20 protein-coding genes are annotated in these 23,824 nt (G+C 36.0%); 10 read left to right on the top strand and 10 right to left on the bottom strand.

All coding sequences use genetic code 11. The features are described from left to right. Positions 1–65: 65 nt before the first annotated feature. From IPI31_05645 to IPI31_05605, 9 genes are all read right to left on the bottom strand, one after another. Entirely contained in the window at positions 66–1,823 is a 1,758-nt protein-coding gene (locus IPI31_05645) for a DUF885 domain-containing protein (GenBank protein ID MBK7567293.1), read from the bottom strand. Between the two features lie 75 nt (positions 1,824–1,898). Continuing rightward, positions 1,899–3,125, bottom strand: coding sequence for an NADH-quinone oxidoreductase subunit D (locus IPI31_05640; protein ID MBK7567292.1), 1,227 nt, complete (start codon positions 3,123–3,125; stop codon positions 1,899–1,901). A gap of 46 nt (positions 3,126–3,171) precedes the next feature. Next, positions 3,172–3,681, bottom strand: coding sequence for an NADH-quinone oxidoreductase subunit C (locus tag IPI31_05635; GenBank protein ID MBK7567291.1), 510 nt, complete (start codon positions 3,679–3,681; stop codon positions 3,172–3,174). 89 nt (positions 3,682–3,770) lie between these two features. Continuing rightward, entirely contained in the window at positions 3,771–4,310 is a 540-nt protein-coding gene (locus IPI31_05630; protein ID MBK7567290.1) for an NADH-quinone oxidoreductase subunit B, read from the bottom strand. Between the two features lie 41 nt (positions 4,311–4,351). After that, complete coding sequence (ndhC, locus tag IPI31_05625; GenBank protein ID MBK7567289.1) at positions 4,352–4,732, bottom strand: NADH-quinone oxidoreductase subunit A; 381 nt, start codon at positions 4,730–4,732, stop codon at positions 4,352–4,354. Between the two features lie 146 nt (positions 4,733–4,878). Further along, positions 4,879–5,682, bottom strand: coding sequence for an anti-sigma factor (locus IPI31_05620; GenBank protein MBK7567288.1), 804 nt, complete (start codon positions 5,680–5,682; stop codon positions 4,879–4,881). A gap of 12 nt (positions 5,683–5,694) precedes the next feature. After that, a complete protein-coding gene (locus IPI31_05615; GenBank protein ID MBK7567287.1) occupies positions 5,695–6,243 on the bottom strand; it encodes a sigma-70 family RNA polymerase sigma factor in 549 nt (182 codons plus the stop codon). 75 nt (positions 6,244–6,318) lie between these two features. After that, positions 6,319–7,443 (bottom strand): T9SS type A sorting domain-containing protein, encoded by a 1,125-nt coding sequence (locus IPI31_05610; protein ID MBK7567286.1) that lies wholly within the window; start codon positions 7,441–7,443, stop codon positions 6,319–6,321. 256 nt (positions 7,444–7,699) lie between these two features. Beyond that, positions 7,700–8,458, bottom strand: a complete 759-nt coding sequence (locus IPI31_05605) for a polyphosphate kinase (protein ID MBK7567285.1) — start codon at positions 8,456–8,458, stop codon at positions 7,700–7,702. Between the two features lie 160 nt (positions 8,459–8,618). On the opposite strand from IPI31_05605, the gene IPI31_05600 reads away from it, so the two are divergent. Continuing rightward, on the top strand, positions 8,619–9,161 hold the full coding sequence (locus IPI31_05600; GenBank protein ID MBK7567284.1) for a hypothetical protein: 543 nt from the start codon (positions 8,619–8,621) through the stop codon (positions 9,159–9,161). 424 nt (positions 9,162–9,585) lie between these two features. On the opposite strand, the gene IPI31_05595 is transcribed toward IPI31_05600, so the two are convergent. After that, positions 9,586–10,665: a molybdopterin-dependent oxidoreductase gene (locus IPI31_05595; protein ID MBK7567283.1), complete on the bottom strand. Its 1,080-nt coding sequence runs from the start codon at positions 10,663–10,665 to the stop codon at positions 9,586–9,588. Between the two features lie 51 nt (positions 10,666–10,716). On the opposite strand from IPI31_05595, the gene IPI31_05590 reads away from it, so the two are divergent. The 9 genes from IPI31_05590 to IPI31_05550 all read left to right on the top strand — a co-directional run bounded on the left by IPI31_05590 (position 10,717) and on the right by IPI31_05550 (position 23,816). Beyond that, the gene (locus IPI31_05590) at positions 10,717–11,778 is read left to right on the top strand and encodes a hypothetical protein (protein ID MBK7567282.1); all 1,062 of its coding nucleotides are present in this window, start codon (positions 10,717–10,719) and stop codon (positions 11,776–11,778) included. Positions 11,779–12,834: 1,056 nt separating this feature from the next. Further along, positions 12,835–13,308 carry a hypothetical protein gene (locus tag IPI31_05585; GenBank protein MBK7567281.1) on the top strand — a complete coding sequence of 158 codons (474 nt, stop codon included), beginning with the start codon at positions 12,835–12,837 and terminating at the stop codon, positions 13,306–13,308. Positions 13,309–13,493: 185 nt separating this feature from the next. After that, the gene (locus IPI31_05580) at positions 13,494–16,157 is read left to right on the top strand and encodes an AAA family ATPase (protein MBK7567280.1); all 2,664 of its coding nucleotides are present in this window, start codon (positions 13,494–13,496) and stop codon (positions 16,155–16,157) included. Positions 16,158–16,410: 253 nt separating this feature from the next. Continuing rightward, complete coding sequence (locus IPI31_05575; protein ID MBK7567279.1) at positions 16,411–19,437, top strand: T9SS type A sorting domain-containing protein; 3,027 nt, start codon at positions 16,411–16,413, stop codon at positions 19,435–19,437. Between the two features lie 27 nt (positions 19,438–19,464). After that, positions 19,465–20,511: a hypothetical protein gene (locus IPI31_05570; GenBank protein ID MBK7567278.1), complete on the top strand. Its 1,047-nt coding sequence runs from the start codon at positions 19,465–19,467 to the stop codon at positions 20,509–20,511. After that, on the top strand, positions 20,504–22,177 hold the full coding sequence (locus IPI31_05565) for an ABC transporter ATP-binding protein (protein MBK7567277.1): 1,674 nt from the start codon (positions 20,504–20,506) through the stop codon (positions 22,175–22,177). Before IPI31_05570 ends, IPI31_05565 begins: the two co-directional genes overlap by 8 nt. After that, positions 22,170–22,580 carry a hypothetical protein gene (locus tag IPI31_05560; protein ID MBK7567276.1) on the top strand — a complete coding sequence of 137 codons (411 nt, stop codon included), beginning with the start codon at positions 22,170–22,172 and terminating at the stop codon, positions 22,578–22,580. Before IPI31_05565 ends, IPI31_05560 begins: the two co-directional genes overlap by 8 nt. Positions 22,581–22,589: 9 nt before the next feature. Next, positions 22,590–23,144 (top strand): hypothetical protein, encoded by a 555-nt coding sequence (locus IPI31_05555; GenBank protein ID MBK7567275.1) that lies wholly within the window; start codon positions 22,590–22,592, stop codon positions 23,142–23,144. Positions 23,145–23,150: 6 nt separating this feature from the next. Next, positions 23,151–23,816, top strand: coding sequence for a DUF2490 domain-containing protein (locus IPI31_05550; protein ID MBK7567274.1), 666 nt, complete (start codon positions 23,151–23,153; stop codon positions 23,814–23,816). The last annotated feature ends 8 nt before the right edge of the window (positions 23,817–23,824 follow it).

Raw genomic sequence — 23,824 nt, 5'->3', positions numbered from 1 at the left:
TAAATGAATGAAGGAATTAAAGAATGAAAGAATGAAGGAATACAGAATGAGTCAAACTGCAATACTTATTCATTCAACATTATTTCCCTGATAAATTTTACCGGAGCACTTCCGTAACTTAGAAATTGCTCATGAAAATTTTTTAACTGAAAATTATCGCCCTCCTGATGTTTATATTCAGCAAGCAGCGACTCTATCTCAGTTACACCGGTAAAATAGGTATAAAGTTGCACCTGCGTTACTTTGGCTCTATTGTATTTTTCCTTCACCTGCGCTTCTTCCTGAAAGGCTTTATGCACAAGCAGGTCGTATACATCTTCTTCTGAAAACTGAAGGCAGTGAATACCATAATCAATTAACACATTGGAACATTCACGTAAAGCGGATTTATAGAACATAAGCCACATCTCATCCGAATTATTTCCCCATCCGTTTTCGAGCATCATGCGGTGACAATAATTTGCCCAACCTTCTATCATGGCTCCGTTTCCAAAAACAGAAATTAATATTTCAGAGGAATGTTTTTTATTATAAATACCCTGAAGACAATGCCCCGGAATTCCTTCATGAATGGAAAGTATCTGCAGAGAATAGTTATTATATTCTTTTAATATACTTTCGGTTTCCTCCTTCGGTAATTTTGAGATATCAGAAATATTATAATACGCAATGCCATCTTTTTCAAACACAGGCGGAAAACTTGCAGATGCAATGGTTACTCCGGAAGCAAAAGCAGGCATTACCCGTACATTCACTTGTGCATTAATATCAAAATCAAATAAATTTTTATTAACTATAAAAGCTTTAAGGTTTTTAATATGTTGATGCAAGGTATCAATAAGATCTTCCGGTTTTGCATGTTGCAGAGATACCGCATCTATCATTTGTTTTATCGCCATTAAAGTATCTGAAGGAATTAAATTATTGTTAAAATATTTTGGCCAAAGTTTTTGGGTAAGGGAATACATTTTTTCGTAATAACTTAATCTTGCCGCTTCAGCTTTATTATAAATTTCTTTTGCAGATAATTCAGAATTTACCTCATAGGAAAATTTTTGATCAAATAATTCTTCTCCAATTCTATAACTTCGAAAAACAAAACTGCTATCATCAAGCATTGAATGCAAATAACTGATATACTTTTTTATAGCTGCCACCGATTCCCCCGACCTTTTTAATAGCACCTCTTTTTCCGCAGATGGCAAAGTGCTTTTCTGAATGGAATCATTTAACATGAATTCAAATATTTCAATACTACCTTCATTTTGTTGCAATCCTATCAAAGTATGCTCCTTTACAGGATTATGTAATACATTAATGGTTGCATCATAAAATTCCGCAGCATTTACCAGGTATTTTGACAATATTTTTAATCTTGCATCTAAGGTAAGTGATGTTCTTGTCAGCAGATCATAAACATCCCATCCAATATTATATTGTGACGGATCCCATTCGTAATCTTTAAAAGTATCGATTTGCCATTTCTGTTTTTTTAATTCATTTTCCAGCACTCGATAGGAAATCTTATTCTGCATATTCAGTTGATCGAATGAATAGGTATCAAGTGAATCGAGATAATTGTTCAGCCAGATTATTTCTGAATTAAAAGATTTTTCGGTAGGAATTATTAATGTATCGTTATATAAAGGATAGGCCTCAAATATGGCATACCCCGGATGCTGCTTCATAAATGCATCCATAAATCTTTCGGTAAATGCATCAAACAGTAAATTCTGATCTTGACGCGGCTTGGATCCTGACGGGGTACAGGAAATATTTATAATGATTATGGAGAAATAAAGAAATATGAATTTGCATTTCATACTTATAAAATTAATATTAATCGACAAATTAAAATTGGGCTCAATTGTCAATTATCAATTGTCAATTATCAATTATTAAGCATCGAGCTCACCTGCTATCACATTTAAACTACTCAGCGTAATAATAGCATCACTCAACATTGCACCTTTTATCATTTCGGTATATGCCTGATAATAAATAAAACATGGCCTGCGGAAATGTAAACGGTAAGGCTGACGTCCACCGTCGCTTACAAGATAAAATCCTAGTTCACCGTTTCCACCTTCTACACTATGATACACTTGACCTTTAGGAACATCTACCTCTCCCATCACAATTTTAAAATGCCAAATTAATCCTTCCATCGTATTATACACCGCATCTTTCGGAGGCAAATAAAATTCGGGAACATCAGCAAAATAATTTCCTTTCGGCATTTTTTGCATGGCTTGTTTAATTATACTCAAACTCTGCCACATTTCTTCCTGACGCACACAAAATCTATCGTAAGTATCACCCTGAGTTCCAACAGGGATCACAAAATCAAAATCGTTATAACTGCAATAAGGAGACATTACACGCACATCATAATCAACACCGGCAGCACGTAAATTTGGACCTGTAAATCCATAGTCCAACGCTTTTTCTGCACTGATACTTCCAACATTAATTGTTCTGTCCATGAAAATGCGATTGCGCAATACCATTTTTTCAAACTCTTTTAATGCAGCCGGAAATTCTTCTATAAATTCATTTATTCTTCTGTTCACATCATCGGTAAAATCGCGTTCAAATCCGCCAATTCTTCCAATATTTGTAGTTAATCGTGCGCCGCAGATCTGTTCATATATTTCATATATTTTTTCTCTCCATTGAAATACATATAAAAATCCTGTAAGTGCTCCGGTATCAACTGCAATAACAGAATTACAAACAATATGATCGGCAATACGCGCAAGTTCCATAATAACAACACGCATATAATCAACGCGTTTTGGCATTTCCACCTTTAATAATTTTTCCACGGTGAGATACCATCCGATATTATTAATCGGGGAAGAACAATAATTTAATCTGTCGGTAATTGGTGTTACCTGATAATATGGTCGGTGTTCCGCCAATTTTTCAAAAGCGCGGTGAATATATCCTATTGTTGGCTGAGCATCAACAATAATTTCGCCATCCATTTTTAATACATTCTGGAATATTCCATGTGTTGCGGGATGGGTAGGACCAAGATTGAGATAATTAAATTGTTTTAATTCCTCGTCCGTTTGAACCACTCCGTTTATTACTGTATTTATGGTTTTATTTTCTGCCAATGTATTATTATTAATCCTGTTTAAAAATGAAGGTCTTTAATTTTAATTATCTTCCAAAATATTTATCATCCTTATCAGTTCTTGTTCCGTCTTCTAATGGATATTGCTTTAATAATGGGAAATATTGCATATCATCCATATTTAATATTCTGCGCAAATCGGGATGCCCTGTAAAACGAATTCCGTAAAAATCGAAAGTTTCGCGTTCCATCCAGTTAGCGCATTTAAATAAATTTGTTGCAGTGGGAACAATTGCATCTTTTTCCCCAAAAAATATATGTAAACGTATTCTGATATTATTTGTAAAGCTGTGCAAGTGATAAACCATACTCAATTCTTCTCCCTTGTTATGTGGAAAATGCACTCCACACATACTGGTAAGAAAATTAAATTGTAATAAATTACTATCCCTCAGCCAACCTAATATTTCAATTATTTTTTCCCTTTTTACAACAATATCTAAAGTTCCGTACGATTCTTCCACACTTCTTATCTCCTCAGGAAATTGTTCCCTTAAGAGACTTTCAACCGTACCGTTATCAACTTGAGTTTCCATTTATTTTTTACTTGATTAATATTTAATATTTCCGTCCCTCAGACATCACAGGTTAAAAAAAACCTGGTAGGTCGAGGGTGTTAATTCTTTCATTCTATGCCATAACCACTTAAAAGCATTTTATATTCCTGCGATTCTCTTCTTCTGAATCCTTCGTGTTTAATTAATTCCTGAATTTTTAAAATTCCGTCTAAAATTGCTTCGGGTGGTGGGGGACAACCCGGAACGTAAACATCTACCGGAATAATTTTATCTATTCCCTGTAAAACAGAATAAGTGTCGAAAATTCCGCCGCTGGAAGCGCAGGCTCCTACAGCAATTACCCATTTAGGTTCCGCCATTTGGATATAAACTTGTTTTAAAACCGGACCCATTTTTTTTGCTATGGTACCCATTACCATTAAAAGGTCGGCCTGACGGGGTGAAAAACTTAAACGTTCGGCTCCAAATCTTCCAAGATCGTAGGTGGAGGCCATGGTTGCCATAAATTCAATTCCGCAACAAGAGGTAGCAAAAGGCAAAGGCCAAATTGAATTTGCGCGTGCTAGTCCCACCACTTTTTCGAGCCTTGTGAGGGCAAATCCTTCACCGGTATAACTTTCGGGTGCTTCTGTTTTTGTGAGCAAAATTTACGTATTTACTTATCGATCAATAATTTTAAATAACAGGTTTAATCCCATTTTAGTGCCCCTTTTTTAATGATATAAAAATATCCTAAAAGAAGAGGTGCAATGAATACTAACATTTTAAGGAATCCCAATTGGCCTAACTCTCTAAAATTAACCGCCCAGGGGTAAAAAAATATCACTTCCACATCAAACAATACGAATAGGATAGCAATTAAAAAATATTTTACAGAAAAAGGCAAACGCGCATTTCCAATGTTTTCGATACCACACTCAAAACTTTCCAGTTTTTTACCGGAGTTGCGTTTTGGACCAAAGCGTTGTGATGCAAAAATGGTAGTTAGCACGAACCCGGCTGCTACTATGAACTGAATAAATATTGCAGTATAATCTAATAATTGATTGTCCGTTATCAGTTGATCCATCTTCCCTTTTTAAAAATTGTGATGAGACGATTTTTTTACACCACAAAGGTAGGAATTCGAATTGTAAAAATGCACGTTTCAGGCATTACAATTTAGCTGCAATATAAGCTGGTGAAATTTGCTTTCCAGTTATGAAAAACAATCTGTTATATAACTCCAACCAGATAAAGTTGGTCCATGGTAGGCCCTACACTTCCACCTGCAGGTTCCAGGGTTACAGCAAAGGCATCGGCACCTTCGATATTGTTCATTTTTTGAAGTTTACCATTGATATCAAAAACTCCGGCATCAATAGGTTTACCGTCTTTTAAAGCCCAAAGCTGATATTGTTTCCCTGCTTCGGGAATAGGAAGATTTAACGCGCTGAGGTAAACATTGCCTGATGACTTATCCCAAAAAACGACGGAAGTTGAGTTTGGACTGATTACCTGCCCCTTCATGGTAATTGCGATGGCTGCAGGGTTTTTCATCACATTGATCTCTGATTCCATTGCCAGATTTTGAGCCTTCACTACATCCACACGTTCGGTGAGGAAGGTATTTGCATCCTCTAGCTCAGCCAATTGGTCTTCAGCCTTTTTAAAGCTGTTATAATAATAAACGTTTGTAGCTACGCTGATAAATAAAAGAATAGAAGCAGCATATGCGAGGTATCGAACCCAATTATTTTGTGAGGATTGTGACGGTTTCATGTTTATCACTTTCCCGGGATTTACTACAGGAGCTTCCGCTTTAATTTTGGTCAGAATATTGGTCAGAACTGCCGGAGGAGTATTTACGGCATGGGCAAAAGCATAGTCTTCAAGCGCCTTTTCAATGGCTTCGAGTTCCGCCTTAACCTCCGGATACTGCGCTATCATTACTTCTGCTTCTTTCCGCTCCTCTTCGTTGAGGGCGCCGGAAGCATAAAGTTCCAATGATCCTGATTCTATGTAATCTTTAACATTCAATTGATCGGTAATTTATATTTTTTGTCTTAACAATGTGATCGCACTTCTCAACCTGGTTTTAACGGTCCCAAGTGGCATATTTAACTCATCCGCAACCTCCTGATGTGTATATCCCTTAAAATAAATGAGATCTACCAATTCTTTCCATTCCGGTTTCAATTTATTTACAATATCCTTAATTCCTATTGTATCGGGTTTAATATCGTCGTAAATTTTTGTTGGATTTTCGTAGAGAACAGTTTCATCGCTGGTGGTTTTTTTTCCGGTTTTATATCCCTTACTGCGCATCTTATCGATAGCGGCATTGCGGCATATATTCATCATCCAGGTAAAAAGTCTTCCTTTTGAAGCTTCATAACTCTCTGCGTTATTCCAAATTTTTAAGAACGCCTCCTGTAAAATATCCTCTGCCAGATGGTCGTCGTTCACAATACGTGTGATAACACCAAATAGTGCTGAAGAATACTTTTCATAAACGGTTTTCAGTACAGTTGTGTTCCTTGCCTGTAAACCATTAACGAGTAAATCTTCGTTTGCTTGTATGTCTGAAGTGTTCTGCACCCTTATTTTAAACGAATTAACAAACTTACGGTATAATTGTTTACACAGTTTTAAATCTCTGAAAATATTTTGTAATTATCGGACCTTCTCGAACTTATGAGTTTCCCTGCCACCCAATTTATAGCAGGTTAGAAAGTAAATTCCCGCATCTAAAAATTGAATAGGAATGGTGGTATTATAAACGCCTGCATTGGTTTCCGCCTCTTTGCGGAACAAAATTCTACCTGTAATATCTTTTATTTCAAAGGAGATAAGTGGATCGCTGCCGATAGAGGAGAGCGTTATTGTATTTATTGCAGGATTTGGGAATAAAGATATGACTGATTGGTTTGGATGTTTATTTTCGAGCGAAACTATATTGGAGTATCCGGTCTTTCCGGTAAAATCCAATTGTTTAAGCCTGTAATAACTCGTATAAACAAAATTTTCATCATAGAATAGGTAATCGTGCGAAAATGTGGATGTCCCGTTTCCTTCCACAAACCCAATTGAATCAAAATCGGAGCCATTAATACTTTTTTCAACCTGAAAACCAGCATTATTGAGTTCTGAATGTGTAGACCAACTTAATTTAGCGGTATGAATACCAACTTCAGTGGCAGAAAACTGACTTAATTCTACTGGAAGAGCTAAATCAGTGCAGGTTAATATAACATTGTCCAAATAATCAGTTTCGTATCCCAACCCTGTATATTCAGCGCGTATACGAATTCTCTTAACATCGCTCAAAATGGCGGAAAGCTGCGCAGCAGTAATTACAGGAGCACCACCACCAATAGATGATCCATATTTCCAACCCACCCCAACCTTTAAAGGCACAGCATAGGACTCCCACGTATTTAATGAGTCAGGGTCCACAATATTAAAAACCATTGTATCACCACTATTATTAAAGAACATTACATCATATTCAGTCACTGGAAATACAATTTGGTTTTGTTTTAAATCAAATTTGAGTTCGCAATCGTAGTAATCTGAAAGATCTCCTCTGAACTTAGCTGGACCATACCAATACCACACACCTGTAGAGCCATCAGTTTGTTTGATACAGCCACCTGGATTACCTCCAGTAGATTGATATTCTGGCTCACCTGGACCCGAACCTCCAAAATCGCCATAGGTGTTCCAATCCTCCACATCCACTGAAAAATCACTCACTACTTGAGCAAAAAGTGGTTTAACTGTTAATGTGAACAGCATAATTGTAATAACACAAAAATATCGAAAATAGCCTGTCATAGATGTGACTAAAGAAACATTGATTTAAGGGACTCCCACTTTGTCAATTACAAGATTACATCACTTTTAAATTATTTGCAAGTCAAAACAGCTTTATTTTTGGGGTGCAACCAAGTGATAAAGGGCATCGTCAATCTGTTTTTGATCAGAAATCACTACAAAAGCTGGTTTAACAAGAAATCAATTTTTGACAGTTTATGCTCGAGTAATGTCATAATCAGCTACCCTTAACTCCCGGTAATCCCGGATATTCCATCTTTAGGTTTGACAGTACCTCCACTATGGTTTTTGCAACAATATATTCCTTATACCAGTTTTTATCGGAGGGAACAATTATCCAGGGGATTTTTGGTCCGCAAGCGTTGAAGGCATCTTCATATGCTGACATATATTCATTCCAACGTTTGCTTTCTGCGAGGTCGTTAGGATTATATTTCCACATTTTTCTAGGGTCAGAGAGTCTTTCCTTCAACCTTTCCATTTGTTCTTTTTGTGAAACGTGGAGATAAAATTTGAGGATGATGGTATTATTTTCCTGAATCAGTTGTTCAAATGCATTGATATGTTCATATCTGCGTTTTATAGTAGGCATATCCACCCATTTATGCACTCTTTGTATCACCACGTCTTCATAATGAGAGCGATTAAAAATATGGATCATCCCTTTTGGCGGGACATTTTTATGAATACGCCATAAAAATTCGTGTCCCATTTCTTCTTCTGATGGCTTCTTAAAACCATTTACCCTGCAACCCATCGGATTTGTTCCTGAAAACACTTCCTTAATTACACCATCCTTACCACTTGCATCCATTCCCTGTAAAATAATGAGCAGACTATGTTTGGATTGTGCGAAAAGCAGATTTTGTAATTCACTTAATTGGTCGATATAATCTTTGGTTTTTGCCTTAATTGGCTCTTTTTCAAATTTTTTAGTTGGTGCGGTATCTATTGCGGATAATATAATGTTTGCCATAATCTTGTTTTTAAGCAAAATTAAGGGAACATTTAAAATTAATTGCAATTCATTTCAGAGCGTAAACAAATAGTTTATATTAAAGGAAAGATATTTCCTTTAATAAAATTTTCAATCCTGACATACTTTATTAATTTTGAATTAAAATAGTTAAGTTCTTATGCGAAATTTCCGTCTCAAAATTTTAATTTTTTGTTTGATCATTGCGGGATTTAATTCTGCGACCAAAGCACAAACTCCACGTTTTGTAAAATATCCGGTAATGGAATCAGGAACTTTAATATATATGCCTTCGGAACCCACATTTGATAAAAGTTATTCTGAAGACAGCAGTGAAGTTTATACTTGTCAGGTGGATTTTGGAAATGCTCAATATGGAGCTATTATTGTAAAAATTAAAGAAGCACTTGGAAGTGACACTATTGCATGGGAAGAATTATTATTGAGTTACATGGAATTTTTAAGCAGCTCTGCATTTATGCTAACCAATGTTATGGAACCCGGTTACGGACATACCTTAGAATCGCATCCGGCTGCCCGAGGCATTTTAATGTATGGCGAAGATGCAGATAAAAAACAATATGCAATAAAAGGTTGGGTGGATGAAAATTTTATTGCAGTTCTATATGTATCCTCTATGGAAGAAATGAATTATAATTTTCAAAGTTTATATTTAAACGGATTCAGATTTCCGGAAAAGTAGACCTGGTAATTTATTAGTTTGTTAATTTGTTAATTTGTTAATTTAATCCAGGCCGGATGGTTCATTTACTAATTAATAAGTCTAGTAATTTGATCCGCCGCGGCGGATTGAATATAGGCCTGATGATTCATTTACTAATTTGATAGTCTCAAAATTTGATCCTAAATCGAAGCCGGCTGTTTCATTTGCTAATTTGCTAATTAATCGATGCCCGGCCGCAGCATTTATTAATTGGGTAATCTGGTAATTTGATAATTGATCGTAGCCCGGCCGTAGCATTTATTAATTGGGTAATCTGGTAATTTGATAATTGATCGTAGCCCGGCCGTAGCATTTATTAATTGGGTAATCTGGTAATTTGATAATTGATCGTAGCCCGGCTGTTCATTCCTTCATTCCTTCACTCCTTCATTTCTTCACTCCTTCATTTTACCTGGACATAAACCCTATGCCACGCATTATTCATATACCCCTTAAAATTCCAAACATGTTTAGCTTCTTCCGGTTGTGTGTTTGCAGCGGAGTCGAAGGCGCGTGTAATAATTTCGTGTTTTCCTTTTGTGAATTCTAATTCCAGTTCCCAAAATACCCAGGCCCATTTATGATTTCCTTCTGTAATTTTTGCGGTAATCCATGTTTCTCCTCCATCGGTGGAAATATCAACGCGGGTAATTATTCTTCCTCCCCCACTCATTGCATATCCCTTTACGGTTATTTTTCCTGCATCAATAATGGTATTTGTTTTTGGAAAAGTAATAGCACAATTTACTGCAAGTTCACTCAATTGCAATCCGGTATCCCAGACAATAGTATCCGGTTTTGCCTGAGGGGGAAATAATCGATATGCGTGATCCTGAAAATAATTTTTGGAGGGATGATCAAGTAAAGTGATATGTGTTACCCATTTTACACTTCTTGCGCCAATATATCCCGGAACAACAACGCGCAATGGAAAACCATGTGTTGGTTCCAAAGGAAGATCATTCATTTCGTATGCTAAAAGTACATCTTCAGTAATTGCTTTATCTATCGGAATAGATGCGCCGAACCCAACATTTTCACCGTGACGAAAAACATCATCGGCACCCATAAATTCAACAAATAAACATGCTGTATTTACACCTGCAAGTTCTAATATTTCTTTTAGCGGAGCGCCTGTCCAAGTTGCGTTGCTTATCGCTCCTTCTTGCCAGGGAACTTCACCCGGCACTTCCGCAAATTCAATTAATTGATTTCTTCTGTTACCGGCACATTGCAAGGTTGCCATTACAGTGCGTTTAGAAAAATTATTTTTTAATTCCTGCATGCTTAAAGAAAGCACTTTATTTACCAAGCCATTTACAGTAAGGCGAAAAGTATTTTCATCAATAACGGGCACCTCGCCGTGATTACGCACATAATATAAAGGTTGCGGTGTGATAAAATTTTCCCGCAATTCTTCTACCGGTGGTTCGGCATTAAAAGGTTCGGTGGTATGCACTATCAGCTTAGGATCTTTATCCATTTTGAAAATATTGTAACACAAATTTAAAATAATATTTTATCTTTCAATTTTATGGCGTTACAAATAGCAAACACACAATTTTATTATCGGCTGATCGCATTATGGGCCGTTTGTGAAGGTACTCTAGGCGGCATTATCCACGGATTTCAATTGCCCATCACCGGATTAATTGTAGGAAGCAGTGCCGTTATTATTATTTGTCTGATCGGATTTTATGTCCCTGAAAAAGGAGCTATCTTAAGAGCAACTATCCTTGTGTGTATTTTTAAATTGATGTTGAGTCCGCACAGCCCAATTGGAGCATATTATGCAGTATTATTTCAAGGTGTTTTAGGCGAACTTTTTTTCTACAATAAAAAATATTACAAAACTTCCTGTATCATTTTCGCAACCCTCGCACTTGCCGAATCAGGAGCGCAGGGAATAATCGTCCCAACATTAATTTATGGAATTGATTTTTGGAAGGCGGTAAATAAATTTATTTCCAATCTCACCAATCAGGAAAATGTAACCAATTACAGTTTGTATATCGGAGTGGGATATTTGTTTTTACATATTGTAGTAGGAGTTTGCATCGGTATTATTGCCTCGCGCATTCCGACTTCAGTGCCGAAATGGAAAAATGATTTTACATTAAATGATACATCAATAAAAAATACAAACTCATCATCAAATAACACAGAATTACCCATCAAAACAGGGCACAAAAAACGTTTATTCAGATCCGGTTTATTTATTATTTGGATTATACTCAGTTTATTATGGTTACAGGGAATTTTGCATATAGGAGAACCACTATTAATTCCGGATGAAGTAGGGCATATTTTAATGCGATCCTTCTTAATTATTTTAACCTGGTATTTTTTGGTGGGACCACTATTATTAAAATTATTAAAAAGGTGGCTTGAAAAACAACAATCAAAATATCAAAATAGCATCAGTGAAATTCTTTTATTAATTCCATCCACGAATGGACTTGTAGAACAGAGTTGGAATTACACTTCCGGTAGGAAAGGAATTCGAAGACTTAATATTTTTTTTAAAGTGGTGATGGTGAATGCGTTGCTACCCTTGGGGGGACACGGGACACAGGACACAGGACACGGGACTTGACATGGGACAAGGGAAAGTGGACATAGGACAGCGCTGCGCGCGTGTTGGGAATCAGGTATCATGTATCAGGAAAACAAAGGGTGGGATTTGCATTAATTCGGAGCGAGTGAGGCTCTCGCTCTTAGCGAGGGTCTCACTATCGGCAATCGAAAAAAGGACACGGGACACAGGACACGGGACACGGGACTTGACATGGGACATTGTAAATGGGACACAGGAAAACAAAGGGTGGAAAAAAAGGGGAACGCGGATGACGCGGATTTGGCGGATGAAAAAAGGATAAAAAAAAATTAGATTATATAGATTTAAATAATAATGTGATTAAGGTATTTTCTAATCATGCAAAGTTGAACCATCTTGTCAGAGCGAGTGAGGCTCTCGCTTGTAGCGAGGGTCTCACTATCGGCAATCGAAAAAAGGACACAGGACACAGGACACGGGACACGGGACTTGACATGGGACAAGGTAAATGGGACACAGGAAAACAAAGGGTGGGATTTGCATTAATTCGGAGCGAGTTATGGATTTGGAAGCCGGTACAAAGGGTGAAAAAAAATGGGAACACGGATGACGCGGATTTGGCGGATGAAAATAGATAAAAAAATTAGATAATATAGATTTAAATAATAACGTGATTAAGGTATTTTCTAATCATGCAGAGATCAACCATCTTGTCGGAGCGAGTGAGGCTCTCGCTCTTAGCGAGGGTCTCACTATCGGCAATCGAAAAAAGGACACAGGACACGGGACACGGGACTTGACATGGGACATTGTAAATGGGACACAGGAAAACAAAGGGTGGGATTTGCATTAATTCGGAGCAAGTGAGGCTCTCGCTCTTAGCGAGGGTCTCACTATCGGTACCGGAAAGGAGACACGGGATTGGATTGACTTTAAATTAAAAAATTAATTTCATATTGATTAATCGTGAAGTATTTAATCGTAGTAAAATTTTAATTCGAAGCGACAACCATCAATGTTACAAACTGCCCACTGCCCACTGTTGACTGTTGACTAGTTAACCGGGAAAAGAATTAATTTTAAAATAAACCAAAAATGCCCAAAAAAGCTCTCATCGTAACCGGACCGATTAATTCAGGCAAAACCACCCGGCTAACAGAATGGTGCAAAAACAGAAACGACGTTTACGGAATTCTTACGCCTAAAATAAATGGAAAAAGAGTTTTTGTAGATGTTGCTACCGGAGATCAATTTGAAATGGAAGCTTTAGAACATGAGGAAAACGTTTTAAGTATAGGAAAATACATTTTTAGTGTTTCTGGTTTTGTTCGCGCAAAAAATATCCTGAAGAATGCTACGAATAGAAAAAATGGCTGGATAATTATTGATGAAGTTGGACCATTGGAATTGAAAGGGGAAGGTTTTGAAGTGGAACTCAAAGAGTTGCTTAATTCAAAAGATGATTCCTTTAAGGTGATTATTGTGGTTCGGGAAAGTTTGGTGGAGGAAGTGGTCAGTTATTTTGGAATAGCGACTAATTTCGAAATGTTCACTTTTCCGGGTGAATGACGTAGTAACAAAATTTTACGATAAAAAGTTCCCAAATTTATAATATTTTGTATTTCGCTGATAATCAATGTATTATAATGTTTTTTATCTTTTTATGTTAATAGTTTTGCCGCAAACAAAAAACCAAACAAAATCAGGAATTCCCTATTTTTACCACCCTTTTACAAAAGTATTTAAAGACAGTTATGGCCAAGAAAGAAGAGAAAAAACGGTATAAGTTCAAGGAAATGAAGGTTTATGGTTCGCTGGAGAATTTTTTCGGCAACACCAAGAACTACAGGATCGTTTTTGATGAAACGGAAGTTTGTTACGTAAATGTGGAGTTACAATTGTTCAATCTCCTGTTCGACGAGGAGGAGTGGAAGGCAAAGGTTGTGATAAAAGCAACAGAATATTACGAGAACAAGGAGATGTGTAAACTAGAAAAAGATATCGTGGTTACCACCGACCAGAATATCATTTTCGTTCGTGAAGGTTGGGGAACCGCTACTCCGGGTTGGTGGAAAAAGGGCACCTACAAATGGGAAATTTGGATTGATGAGGTTTTAGTAGGAACTAATTACTTTTATATCACCAACAACGGTTTAGTTTCTGCAGGAAATAATCCCTATTTCGATTTTAACTCTATAAAATTATTTAATGCTCCCAAGGCAAATGTTGCGCGTGAGAACAGAAAATATCTAACTACATTTAATAAGGATACTGCGCAATATATTTCCATTGAATTGGATCTTACGAATAAAATATCACATGAAAAATATTTTCCTCTGGAATTTAATTTTTATTTCTACAATGATGTGCATCAATTAAAAGGAGCATCCTATTGGTTTGAGCATGTGAACGACAGCCGGAAAAATATTGTAATGGATGTTGGTTATGGAAGTGATGCAGCGGGATTTTGGTATCCCGATAAATATACTTGCGAAGTGGTTTTTATGGATAATATAATTGCTGTTGTTCCATTTGAAGTGGGCACTGCAGATGTTGAACTCACAGGCGATCCAGTTTGGCTTACCGGTGTTGAAGGTGCAACTGCGACATTAAAAACTGCCACGATTGTAACCGATGCAGAAACATATGAAACAGCAAAAAAAGAACTGGATGATCTTATAGGTTTAGAAACTGTTAAAAAAGAAATTAACGAATTAACCACTTATTTAAAATTTCTAAAAATTCGTCAGGATAAAGGATTTGAGGAAAAAAATAAGATGAACCTCAACATGGTATTCACCGGAAATCCAGGCACCGGAAAAACCACTGTTGCGCGTATGCTTGGTAAAATTTACAAAGCCATGGGATTATTGAAACGTGCCGATGTAACTGAAGTTGGAAGAGTGGATCTCGTTGCAGAATATATTGGTCAAACCGCACCTAAAACAAAAGCAGCAATTGATCGCGCGCGCGGGGGAATTTTATTTATCGATGAAGCGTATGCATTAAGCGACAGAGGCGACGACGGAAAAGATTTTGGAAAAGAAGTAATAGAAGTTTTAATTAAAGAGATGAGTGATGGACCCGGAGATACTGCAATTATTTATGCAGGATATCCGAAAGAAATGCGCGACTTTTTAAATTCAAATCCGGGTTTAAGTTCCCGTGTTTCTCAGGTAATTAATTTTCCTGATTATAATCCCGATGAATTAATGGCAATATCGGAATACGACTCCAAAAAACGCGGAGTTACCATAAGTGAAGAAGCTAAGAATTTAATTTACATGAAAGTGGTGGAAGCCTATCGCAACCGCGACAATAAATTCGGTAATGCACGTTATGTAAATTCCATTATAGAGGAAGCGAAACAAAATATGGCTCTTCGATTAATGAAACAGGAAAAGCCGGAAGAACTTACAAACGAAGATCTAAGTACCATTATCTTACAGGATGTAGAAATTATTTTCGGATTTGGAAGTTCAAAAAAAGTAGAGCTTCCGGTTGATGAAGTTTTATTACAGGATGCCATGAATGAGTTAAAAGAATTAACCGGTATGGCGAAGGTGAAAAATGAAATTGAAGAGACTGTAAAACTTGTTCGATATTATAAAGAAATTGGTCGCGATGTAAAAAAATCATTTTCACTACATACCGTATTTACCGGAAATCCCGGGACAGGAAAAACAACTGTTGCCAGAATTTTGGTGAAAATATTTAAAGCACTGGGAATTTTAGAGCGCGGACATTTAGTGGAAACAGATCGCGAGGGAATGGTTGCGGGTTATGTTGGACAAACTGCAATTAAGGCCGATGGCATGATTGAAGCTGCAATGGGTGGTGGTTTATTTATTGATGAAGCATATTCTTTAAGTCAGGGTGGCGAAAATGATTTCGGACGTGAGGCAATTGAAACATTATTAAAGCGCATGGAAGATCACCGCGGCGAATTTATAGTTATTGTTGCGGGATACACTGATAATATGGCAATATTTCTCGAATCCAATCCGGGACTTAAATCGCGTTTTGATAAATTTATTCATTTTGAGGATTACACGGAAGAAGAATTATTTGTGATCGGGGAAAATATGCTTAAAAAAGAATATTTATTCTTAACAGAAGAAGCCGCATCACATTTAAAAGGATATATTACCCAATTAACTGCCAACCGCAATAAGTTTTTCGGCAATGCGAGAACAATGCGAAAAATTGTGGCGGACATTGTTCACCATCAAAATTTACGTATGGCGGGAATTCCTGCTGCTCAACGAACCCCAGAAATGATTAAATCCATTGCTTTAGACGATGTGAAAAATTTCAGTCTGGATATAGAAGGAAAAACCAACCTCCGTGAGCAGATCGGATTCAAGTTCAACAGCGGAAATGCAAACAAGGGAGAAGCGAATGAACAAAACAGATAAATATATCTGTTGCTGAACACCATTTTAACATTTCCTATGTGATCTGGATTTCTATTCATTTTACTCAACCTCACTAACAAGGGTGGTATTTTCTATATTCCCATCGAATATTTCTGTAATTAAGCAGATTTTTGTCTAAATAAAACAGACATTTTTCTGAATTTAGGTAATTTATGTCTACATTTTTTGCGCCCGGGCCCCTACGGCAGAGCGAAATTCCACTCCATTATTTCAATACCCATAGTTAAACTATGTGATAATCATCACATTGGATAATGGAAGCATTGTGTTTTTGTCTTTTTTATATGTAAATACACAGAATACTTTTGACTTGCAAACAAACAATAACCGCAAACAAGTCATGAAAAAATTAAGTATTTCAATCTTCAGCATTTTCTTTCTCTTAAGTAATATAAATGCACAATGGACCAGCAGATTTAATGGTCAGGGCGATTTTAGTGATGTGTACAACGCCATAATTACAAATACATCAGGTATTAGTTATCAGGCGGGATATACCATAAATCCGGAAACAAGCAAGGATATACTTTTGGCTAAACTAAATTCTTCCGGTGATACCATTTGGACAAGGATAATAAATGGTGCCGGTAACGGCCCAGATGAAGCAACCGCTATTGCATTAGATAATGCTGGTAATATTCTTATAACAGGTTATTTAAAAGGAAGTGGTACCGGATACGATATTGCAACAATTAAATTTGATGCCAACGGAAATATACTCTGGACATCAATTTATAATTACACCTCCAACGAATTCGACCAGGGCAATGCAATTACTACAGATGCATCAGGTAATATTTATGTTGCGGGACAAAGTGATAAGGATGCGTCTTTAAATAATAACGATGATTTTTTGATCATTAAATATAATAGTGCCGGAATTCAGCAATGGACAAAACGAAGTAATGGTTTTGGTAATGCAACTGATCGTCCAACAGCAATGGTAATTACTTCTGATGGCGATTTAGTGGTAACCGGAAGATCTTCCAATGGTGACGACGATGATTATATGACAATTAAATACGATGTTTCAACGGGAAATGAATTATGGAGAAAATATTTTGATCGCACCCATCACGATCGCGCCACAAGTATGGTATGCAATAATGTAAACGGTAAAATTTATATTACCGGCAGGAGTAATAATGGTGATAATTATGATTATGCAACAATATGTTACGATACTGACGGCACCGAACTCTGGCAGGCAATTTTTGATTATGTAAATGATGATCGCGCCACCAATATTGGAATTGACGCTTCGGGAAATATTTATGTTACCGGACAAAGTGATGTAAATGCTGCTGCTATTGCGGTTGATTATGATATACTTACAGTTAAATATAACAGTTCAGGTATTCAACAATTCGCACAAACTTTTAGTGGCGATGCCGCGAACGATGATATTCCATCTGCAATGATAGTTGATAATGCAGGCAATATTTCTATAGCAGGATCAACGGATACAGATCCTTCAACTCAAATTAAAAATGATCTTGTTGTTTTGCGTTATAATAATACAGGAACACTTCAATGGTCAACAAATTTTTCTGCAGGAGCATTAAATAATAATATCGCAAGATCTATTGGAAGTGATGGAACCGGTAACATATTCATAAGTGGTTATTCTGAAGTAGTTCCTGATAAAAATGCATTAACCATCAAAATAAATAATACGGGGAATGTTGAATGGGATAATTCCTATAATGGAATTGGAGATAATGCCGACAATGTACATGCAATTTTATACGATGTTTCCAATAGCATGTATTTGGCAGGATATACATTCGGTTATGAAAGTGATCGCAATTTTATGGTGATGAAGTTAGGTGCCACCGGAAATATATTATGGAAAAATGAAATAAATGGCAGCAGCAATACACAAAGCACGGATGATGCACTTGCTATGGCTACAGATAATAGCGGGAATATTTACGCAACGGGATATGTAAAAAACAGTGGGACAGGTTATGATATGATGTTGGTGAAGTATAGTGCAACAGGCGATTCCATTTGGGCACAACAGTATAACTATGGCATTGCAAACGAAACAGATAAAGCAATAGGAATTGCAATCAGCAACGATAATAAAATTTACATTACCGGTAGAAGTGATCAGGATGCCGGAATAATTTCCAATGATGATATTGTTACAATAAAATATTCATATGCCGGTATTATGGAATGGACAAACCGCTTTAATGGAATTGGGAATGGCATTGACAATGTAAAATCAATAAAAGTTTCCTCTGCAGGTAATATTTATGTTGTAGGAAAAAGTTTTTCCGGTTCAGACTTGGATATAGTATTAATTAAATACAATGCCAGTGGCGTTCAACAATGGGTAAAAACTTTTAATGGTTCCTTTGGCGATGATGAAGGAATTGCAATGACAATTGATTCAGAAGAAAATATTTTTGTTGTAGGAGAATCATTTAATTCAGATGCAAATAAAGATATTATATTACTTCATTATTCTTCTGCAGGCTCATTACTTTGGTCGCAACAATATGATGGCATTGAAAATGGAAACGATGAAGCAAAAAGTATTTGCCTCGATTCGAATGGAAATATTATTATAGCCGCAACCACCTCACCGGATACAGCAAGTGCAACATTGAATGGAGATATAACACTCTTGAAATTTTCAGGAGATGGATCACTTATATGGGAAGAGACTTATATAAATGAATTAAATGATGACGCCAGTGAAGCAGTTGTTGATTCTGAAAACAATATATTTATTACCGGACAGACCGACAATGGTTCAGGTGGAAATATTGATTATAATTACGTAACACTTAGTTATTCTCCCGATGGCATTTTAACCGATGAACAAGTTTACGATGGAACGGGCCACGCATCAGATGTGCCAAATACCTTACTGGCAAAAGAAAATGGATTTTATGTTGCAGGGGGAAGTTATGGCGAAACAAGCCAAAGAGACATTGTAACAATACTTTACGGAACCACTCCTCAGGATATTCATTTTTTTGATAATGAAAACTCAAACATTACAGTATTTCCAAATCCAGTACAAACAAACTTTACATTACAGTTTCCCCAAAATGATTTTTTAACTGGGTCTGCTATAAACATATTAATTACGGATCTGAGCGGAAGGCTGGTAAGGACTGTTACTTCGCAATACAACCAAAATATTTTATTAAACCGTGGAACAATACCTGCCGGGGCATATTTAATAAATATTACATCTGCAGATTCTGTAATAGCACATGCTACCATAATATTCAATTAATTTTTTAAACCATAAAAATTTAAACGTATGAACAATCGCATTAAAAAATCCATCATCTGCAAGGAAATCACGAATTACAATGTAGATAACACCATTAATAATTCTTATGTACCAACCGATGGTGATGTTGCCTTATTTGAAGTGTTGATAATTGGTAAACACACTTCCATACAATCGGAAACAAAACGGATAGCGGCAATATTTGAAGGTGATATTATTATGGCTGCATTTGCAAACCGTTATGCAACTTCCCAATTTGAAGGTTACATTCCGGAACAACCAACAGAAATTCTTGATATATTAGGTGCCGGAGGAGCGATAGGCATCGTAAAATCAAAAAATGCTTCTTTTGAATATATCGAACCAACAAAAGTACGATTGGTTGGTTATTTAACTGCTGCAGATGGAAAAGTAATTAATACAAAATTTTATCACACAAATCGCATCCCTTTCAGAGGCTATGTTCCTAATAATGCAAAGGTGATCCTATCTGTGGGTTCGTCCATGGATAGCGGCAAAACAACCTCCGCGGCATATCTTGCGCGCGGATTAAAAACTACTGGTAAAAAAGTTGCTTTTATTAAATTAACCGGTACTTGTTATACAAAAGATAAAGATTTTGTTTTTGATTGTGGAGCAGATATTACTTTAGATTTTACCGATGGCGGATATCCATCCACTTATATGTGTAGTAAAGAAGAAATTCTTGACCTGTATCAAACATTATTAAATATGTTGGAACTTGAAAACCCCGATTATATTGTAATGGAAATTGCAGATGGTTTGTTAGAGCGCGAAACTGATTTTTTACTACGCGATACTGCATTTATGCAAACGATACATAGTATGATATTTTCCTGCGGAGATAGTCTTGGCGTATTTTACGGGTTACAGTTATTGGAACAATTTGGCGTTACACCCGCTGTAATATGTGGTCGTTTTACAATGAGTCCGCTACTTATCAGAGAAGTAAAAGCCAAAATATCCATTCCAACTCTTGATATTGATCAACTTGCGGGTGGCGAATTTGTTCATTTATTCGACAAACAAAAAGTATTTGTACACCATGCTTAAAAAGTATGGCATATTGAAGGTGTTTGCGGTTGAAAATAAGAGGATTATTACTGTCGCGTTTTTATTCGGTTTGCTGAGTATTGGGTGTACAGTTTTAATCCCTCTTTTTATCGGTGAATTCTATCAATTGGTTCTGCAAACTAATTCAGCAAGAGGACATTTGTTCGAAAGCATTTTTGGCCATATCAATTCAATAAACTATTTCTTTATACTTTTTTCCGGCCTTTTAATTCTTCGTTTTGTTTTCAATTTATTAGAAAAATATTATGTAGGAGTGTCAGGAGAGGCGTTTTCCAATTATCTGAGAAAAAAATTATTTAATAAACAAATTCGCACAGATCTTCAAATATTCGAAGCACGTGATTCCGGATCATATTTATTAAGATATAGTGGCGATATGAAAGCGGCGCAGGATTACCTGACCAAAGGCGTTATTCAATTTTTATACGATTGCATTTTTATGATTGCAGCAATAACATTATTGATGATGCTTGAATGGCAACTAACAATGTTTTTAGTTGGTGCATTACCAATGTTATTCCTCATAAATTTCATCCTTAATAACAATATGCGTTCGATAACCCAAAAAAGAAGAAATTTAAGATCAAGAAACCTCGCTTTTGTAACCACAAGGCTAAAGGCAATTACTACAGTAAAATTGTTTAACAGAGAATCTATTGAGGCTGATAAATTTAACAACAGATCAGAAAGATTATATCAAATTGGAAAAAAATATCATTTTTTATCCGCATTAATGCAGGCCTTATATCCATTATTGTTATATGCGACACTTGTTATGATGTTGTGGTTTGTTTACTTTCAATTCAATAGCACACAGGGTTCTTTAGATGGGCCCGCGCTTATTACTTTTATTATGTTGGTGTTAAGTATAATTCCGGTATACAAACGCATATTAAAAGTAAACATGATCTGGATATCAGGAAATGTATCCTTTAACAAAATTCTAGTGATCTTAAATGCAAAAGAAGAGATTAATAATGTTACAGGGGATGAAACTACTATATCTTCCGGTGAAATTCGCTTTAGTAAGGTAAATTTCGGATTTAATGGCAAACAAATTTTTGAAGATCTTTCGTTCGAAATAAAAGGTAATTCCACCACTTGTATTACAGGTCCGCAAGGAAGTGGCAAATCAACCATCTTTAAATTAATTACAGGGTTATATGATATTGAAAGTGGATCCATATATGTAGATGATACAAATATCAAAAACATCCCCCACCAACATTTAAGAAAAAACATAACCATAGTTTCTGATTCTATTCCTTTATTGGGCTCTACAATTTTTGAAGTAGTTTCCTATAGCAGAAAAGAGAAAAAAAGAAAAGTTGCTTTTGAAATTTTGTCTGACCTTGGATTTATTAAGAATGGAGGATCAGAAATATTGGATCATTCCGTTAAAGAAGGAGGAAAAAATCTATCTGCGGGGCAGCGCAAACTGCTTATGTTGGCAAGGGCATTTTTAACCAACAAAAAAATACTACTGCTTGATGAACCATTTAATGATTTAGATCCGGAGTACAAGGAGAAAGTAAAATCACTTATTTATAAATTGAGAAAGGATCACACTATTGTGATAATAGAACAAAATAAAACATTTAGCGATTATGACCAGCAAATTATTTTACATCCCCAGCATGTTTAAAAAAGGTGCTGCCATTATTTCATCCATTTTGCTGATGTTTTCCGCATGCAGCAAAGATCCCGGAATAGGCGGTGAAGCAACCATTTATGGAAAAGTATTTGCGCGGCATTACAATTCAACATTTACAGTATTATTAAGTGAATATTACGTGCCGGATACATATGTTTATCTCGTTTATGGTGATGATATCAATTATGGAACAAGGATCAAAACAAATTATAATGGTGAATTTGAATTTAATTATCTCTATCCCGGAGACTATACCATTTACACCTATTCGATCGATTCTGCGGCAATAGTAAATTTTGCGGTAGATCCTCCCAATATGGCAGTTATACAGCAGGTTTTTATTGAAGAGAAAAAGAGCGAAACAGAATTAGGAGATCTTCTCATTTACCAATAATAAAAGAACATGAAAACTTTCATTCTCCTATTATATGTTGTTAGTTTAGGTAATTTGTGTAATGCACAAACAGGTGTCGACAGAGGTGCGCGTACGCAATACCAGGAAGTGTATGAACTTAAAAACGATACACTTCAAACAACAAAACGTATTTATCAGGAATTTGATAAAAAAGGAAACTTGCTGATGGAAATTCTATTGAATTCGGATAGTACAATAAAATCAAAAGAAACATTTACCTACAACAAAAAGGGTGAAGTGGTGGAAAACAGCAAGTATGATGGCTCCGGCACATTGATATCAAGATCCATTACAGATTACAATAAATTTAATGATAAAAAGGAAATAGTGGTATTCGGCTCTGAAAACACCTTAATGGAAAAGACATTATTCACCTATGATCTTTTTGGACGAAAAACAGAAGAGAGAACTACAAATGCAACTGGATCACAAGTTAGAAGGATCACCTACGTTTACGACAAAAAAGGATCCTTAACTGAGCGCTCTACTTACAATGAATCAAATACCATTATCGCGATCAAAAAATATGTTTATACCTATTGAGCTGAAATGAAAACAATTTCCTTTTATTTATTATTTTCTTTATTTCTAACTACTGTTTCAGCACAGCAGAACGACGCTGTAGGTTCATTGGCAATTCAATTGGAAAAAAAGATCACTCCTTCTTTTTCTGCTTCATTTTATAATCAATATGCATTTAATGAAAATTATTCTGAAGTCGGATATGCTCTTTTTGATCTGGGCTTAAATTATCGTTTGAATTCAAATTTCACTGTAGGTATAAATTATAGGATCCTATCATTGCGGAATCTGGAAAATAATTACGATCAGCGCCAGTTTTTATATGGCGACATAGCCTGGTCAAAAAACAAGGGTGATTTTAGCCTCAATATCCGAAGCAGATATCTTACAAAATATTATGGAACACATTTTATGGAAAATGAAAATTTCAGGGTAAATAAACATTACTTACGTAACAAAGTTTTATTAAAATACGAATTGAATTACACGTATTCGGTTTTTGTTTCCACTGAACAAATTTACAGACTCGACCATCTTTACAAAACTGAACAATGGCGATATGCAGGAGGATTAAATTATCGCATCAATACCCGTAACAGGTTGCAACTCAGTTACTCTATATCTCAGCAAGTAAACAAAAAGTCTCCTGACAGAAATTACACCACAGGCCTCACTTATTATTATAAATTCTAAATTTGTGT

This window comes from Bacteroidota bacterium, from assembly GCA_016706865.1.
Taxonomy (GTDB): Bacteria; Bacteroidota; Bacteroidia; order Chitinophagales; family BACL12; genus UBA7236.
The sequence above is the reverse complement of the archived record's forward strand: the minus strand, read 5'-3'. Positions and strand labels throughout refer to the sequence as shown.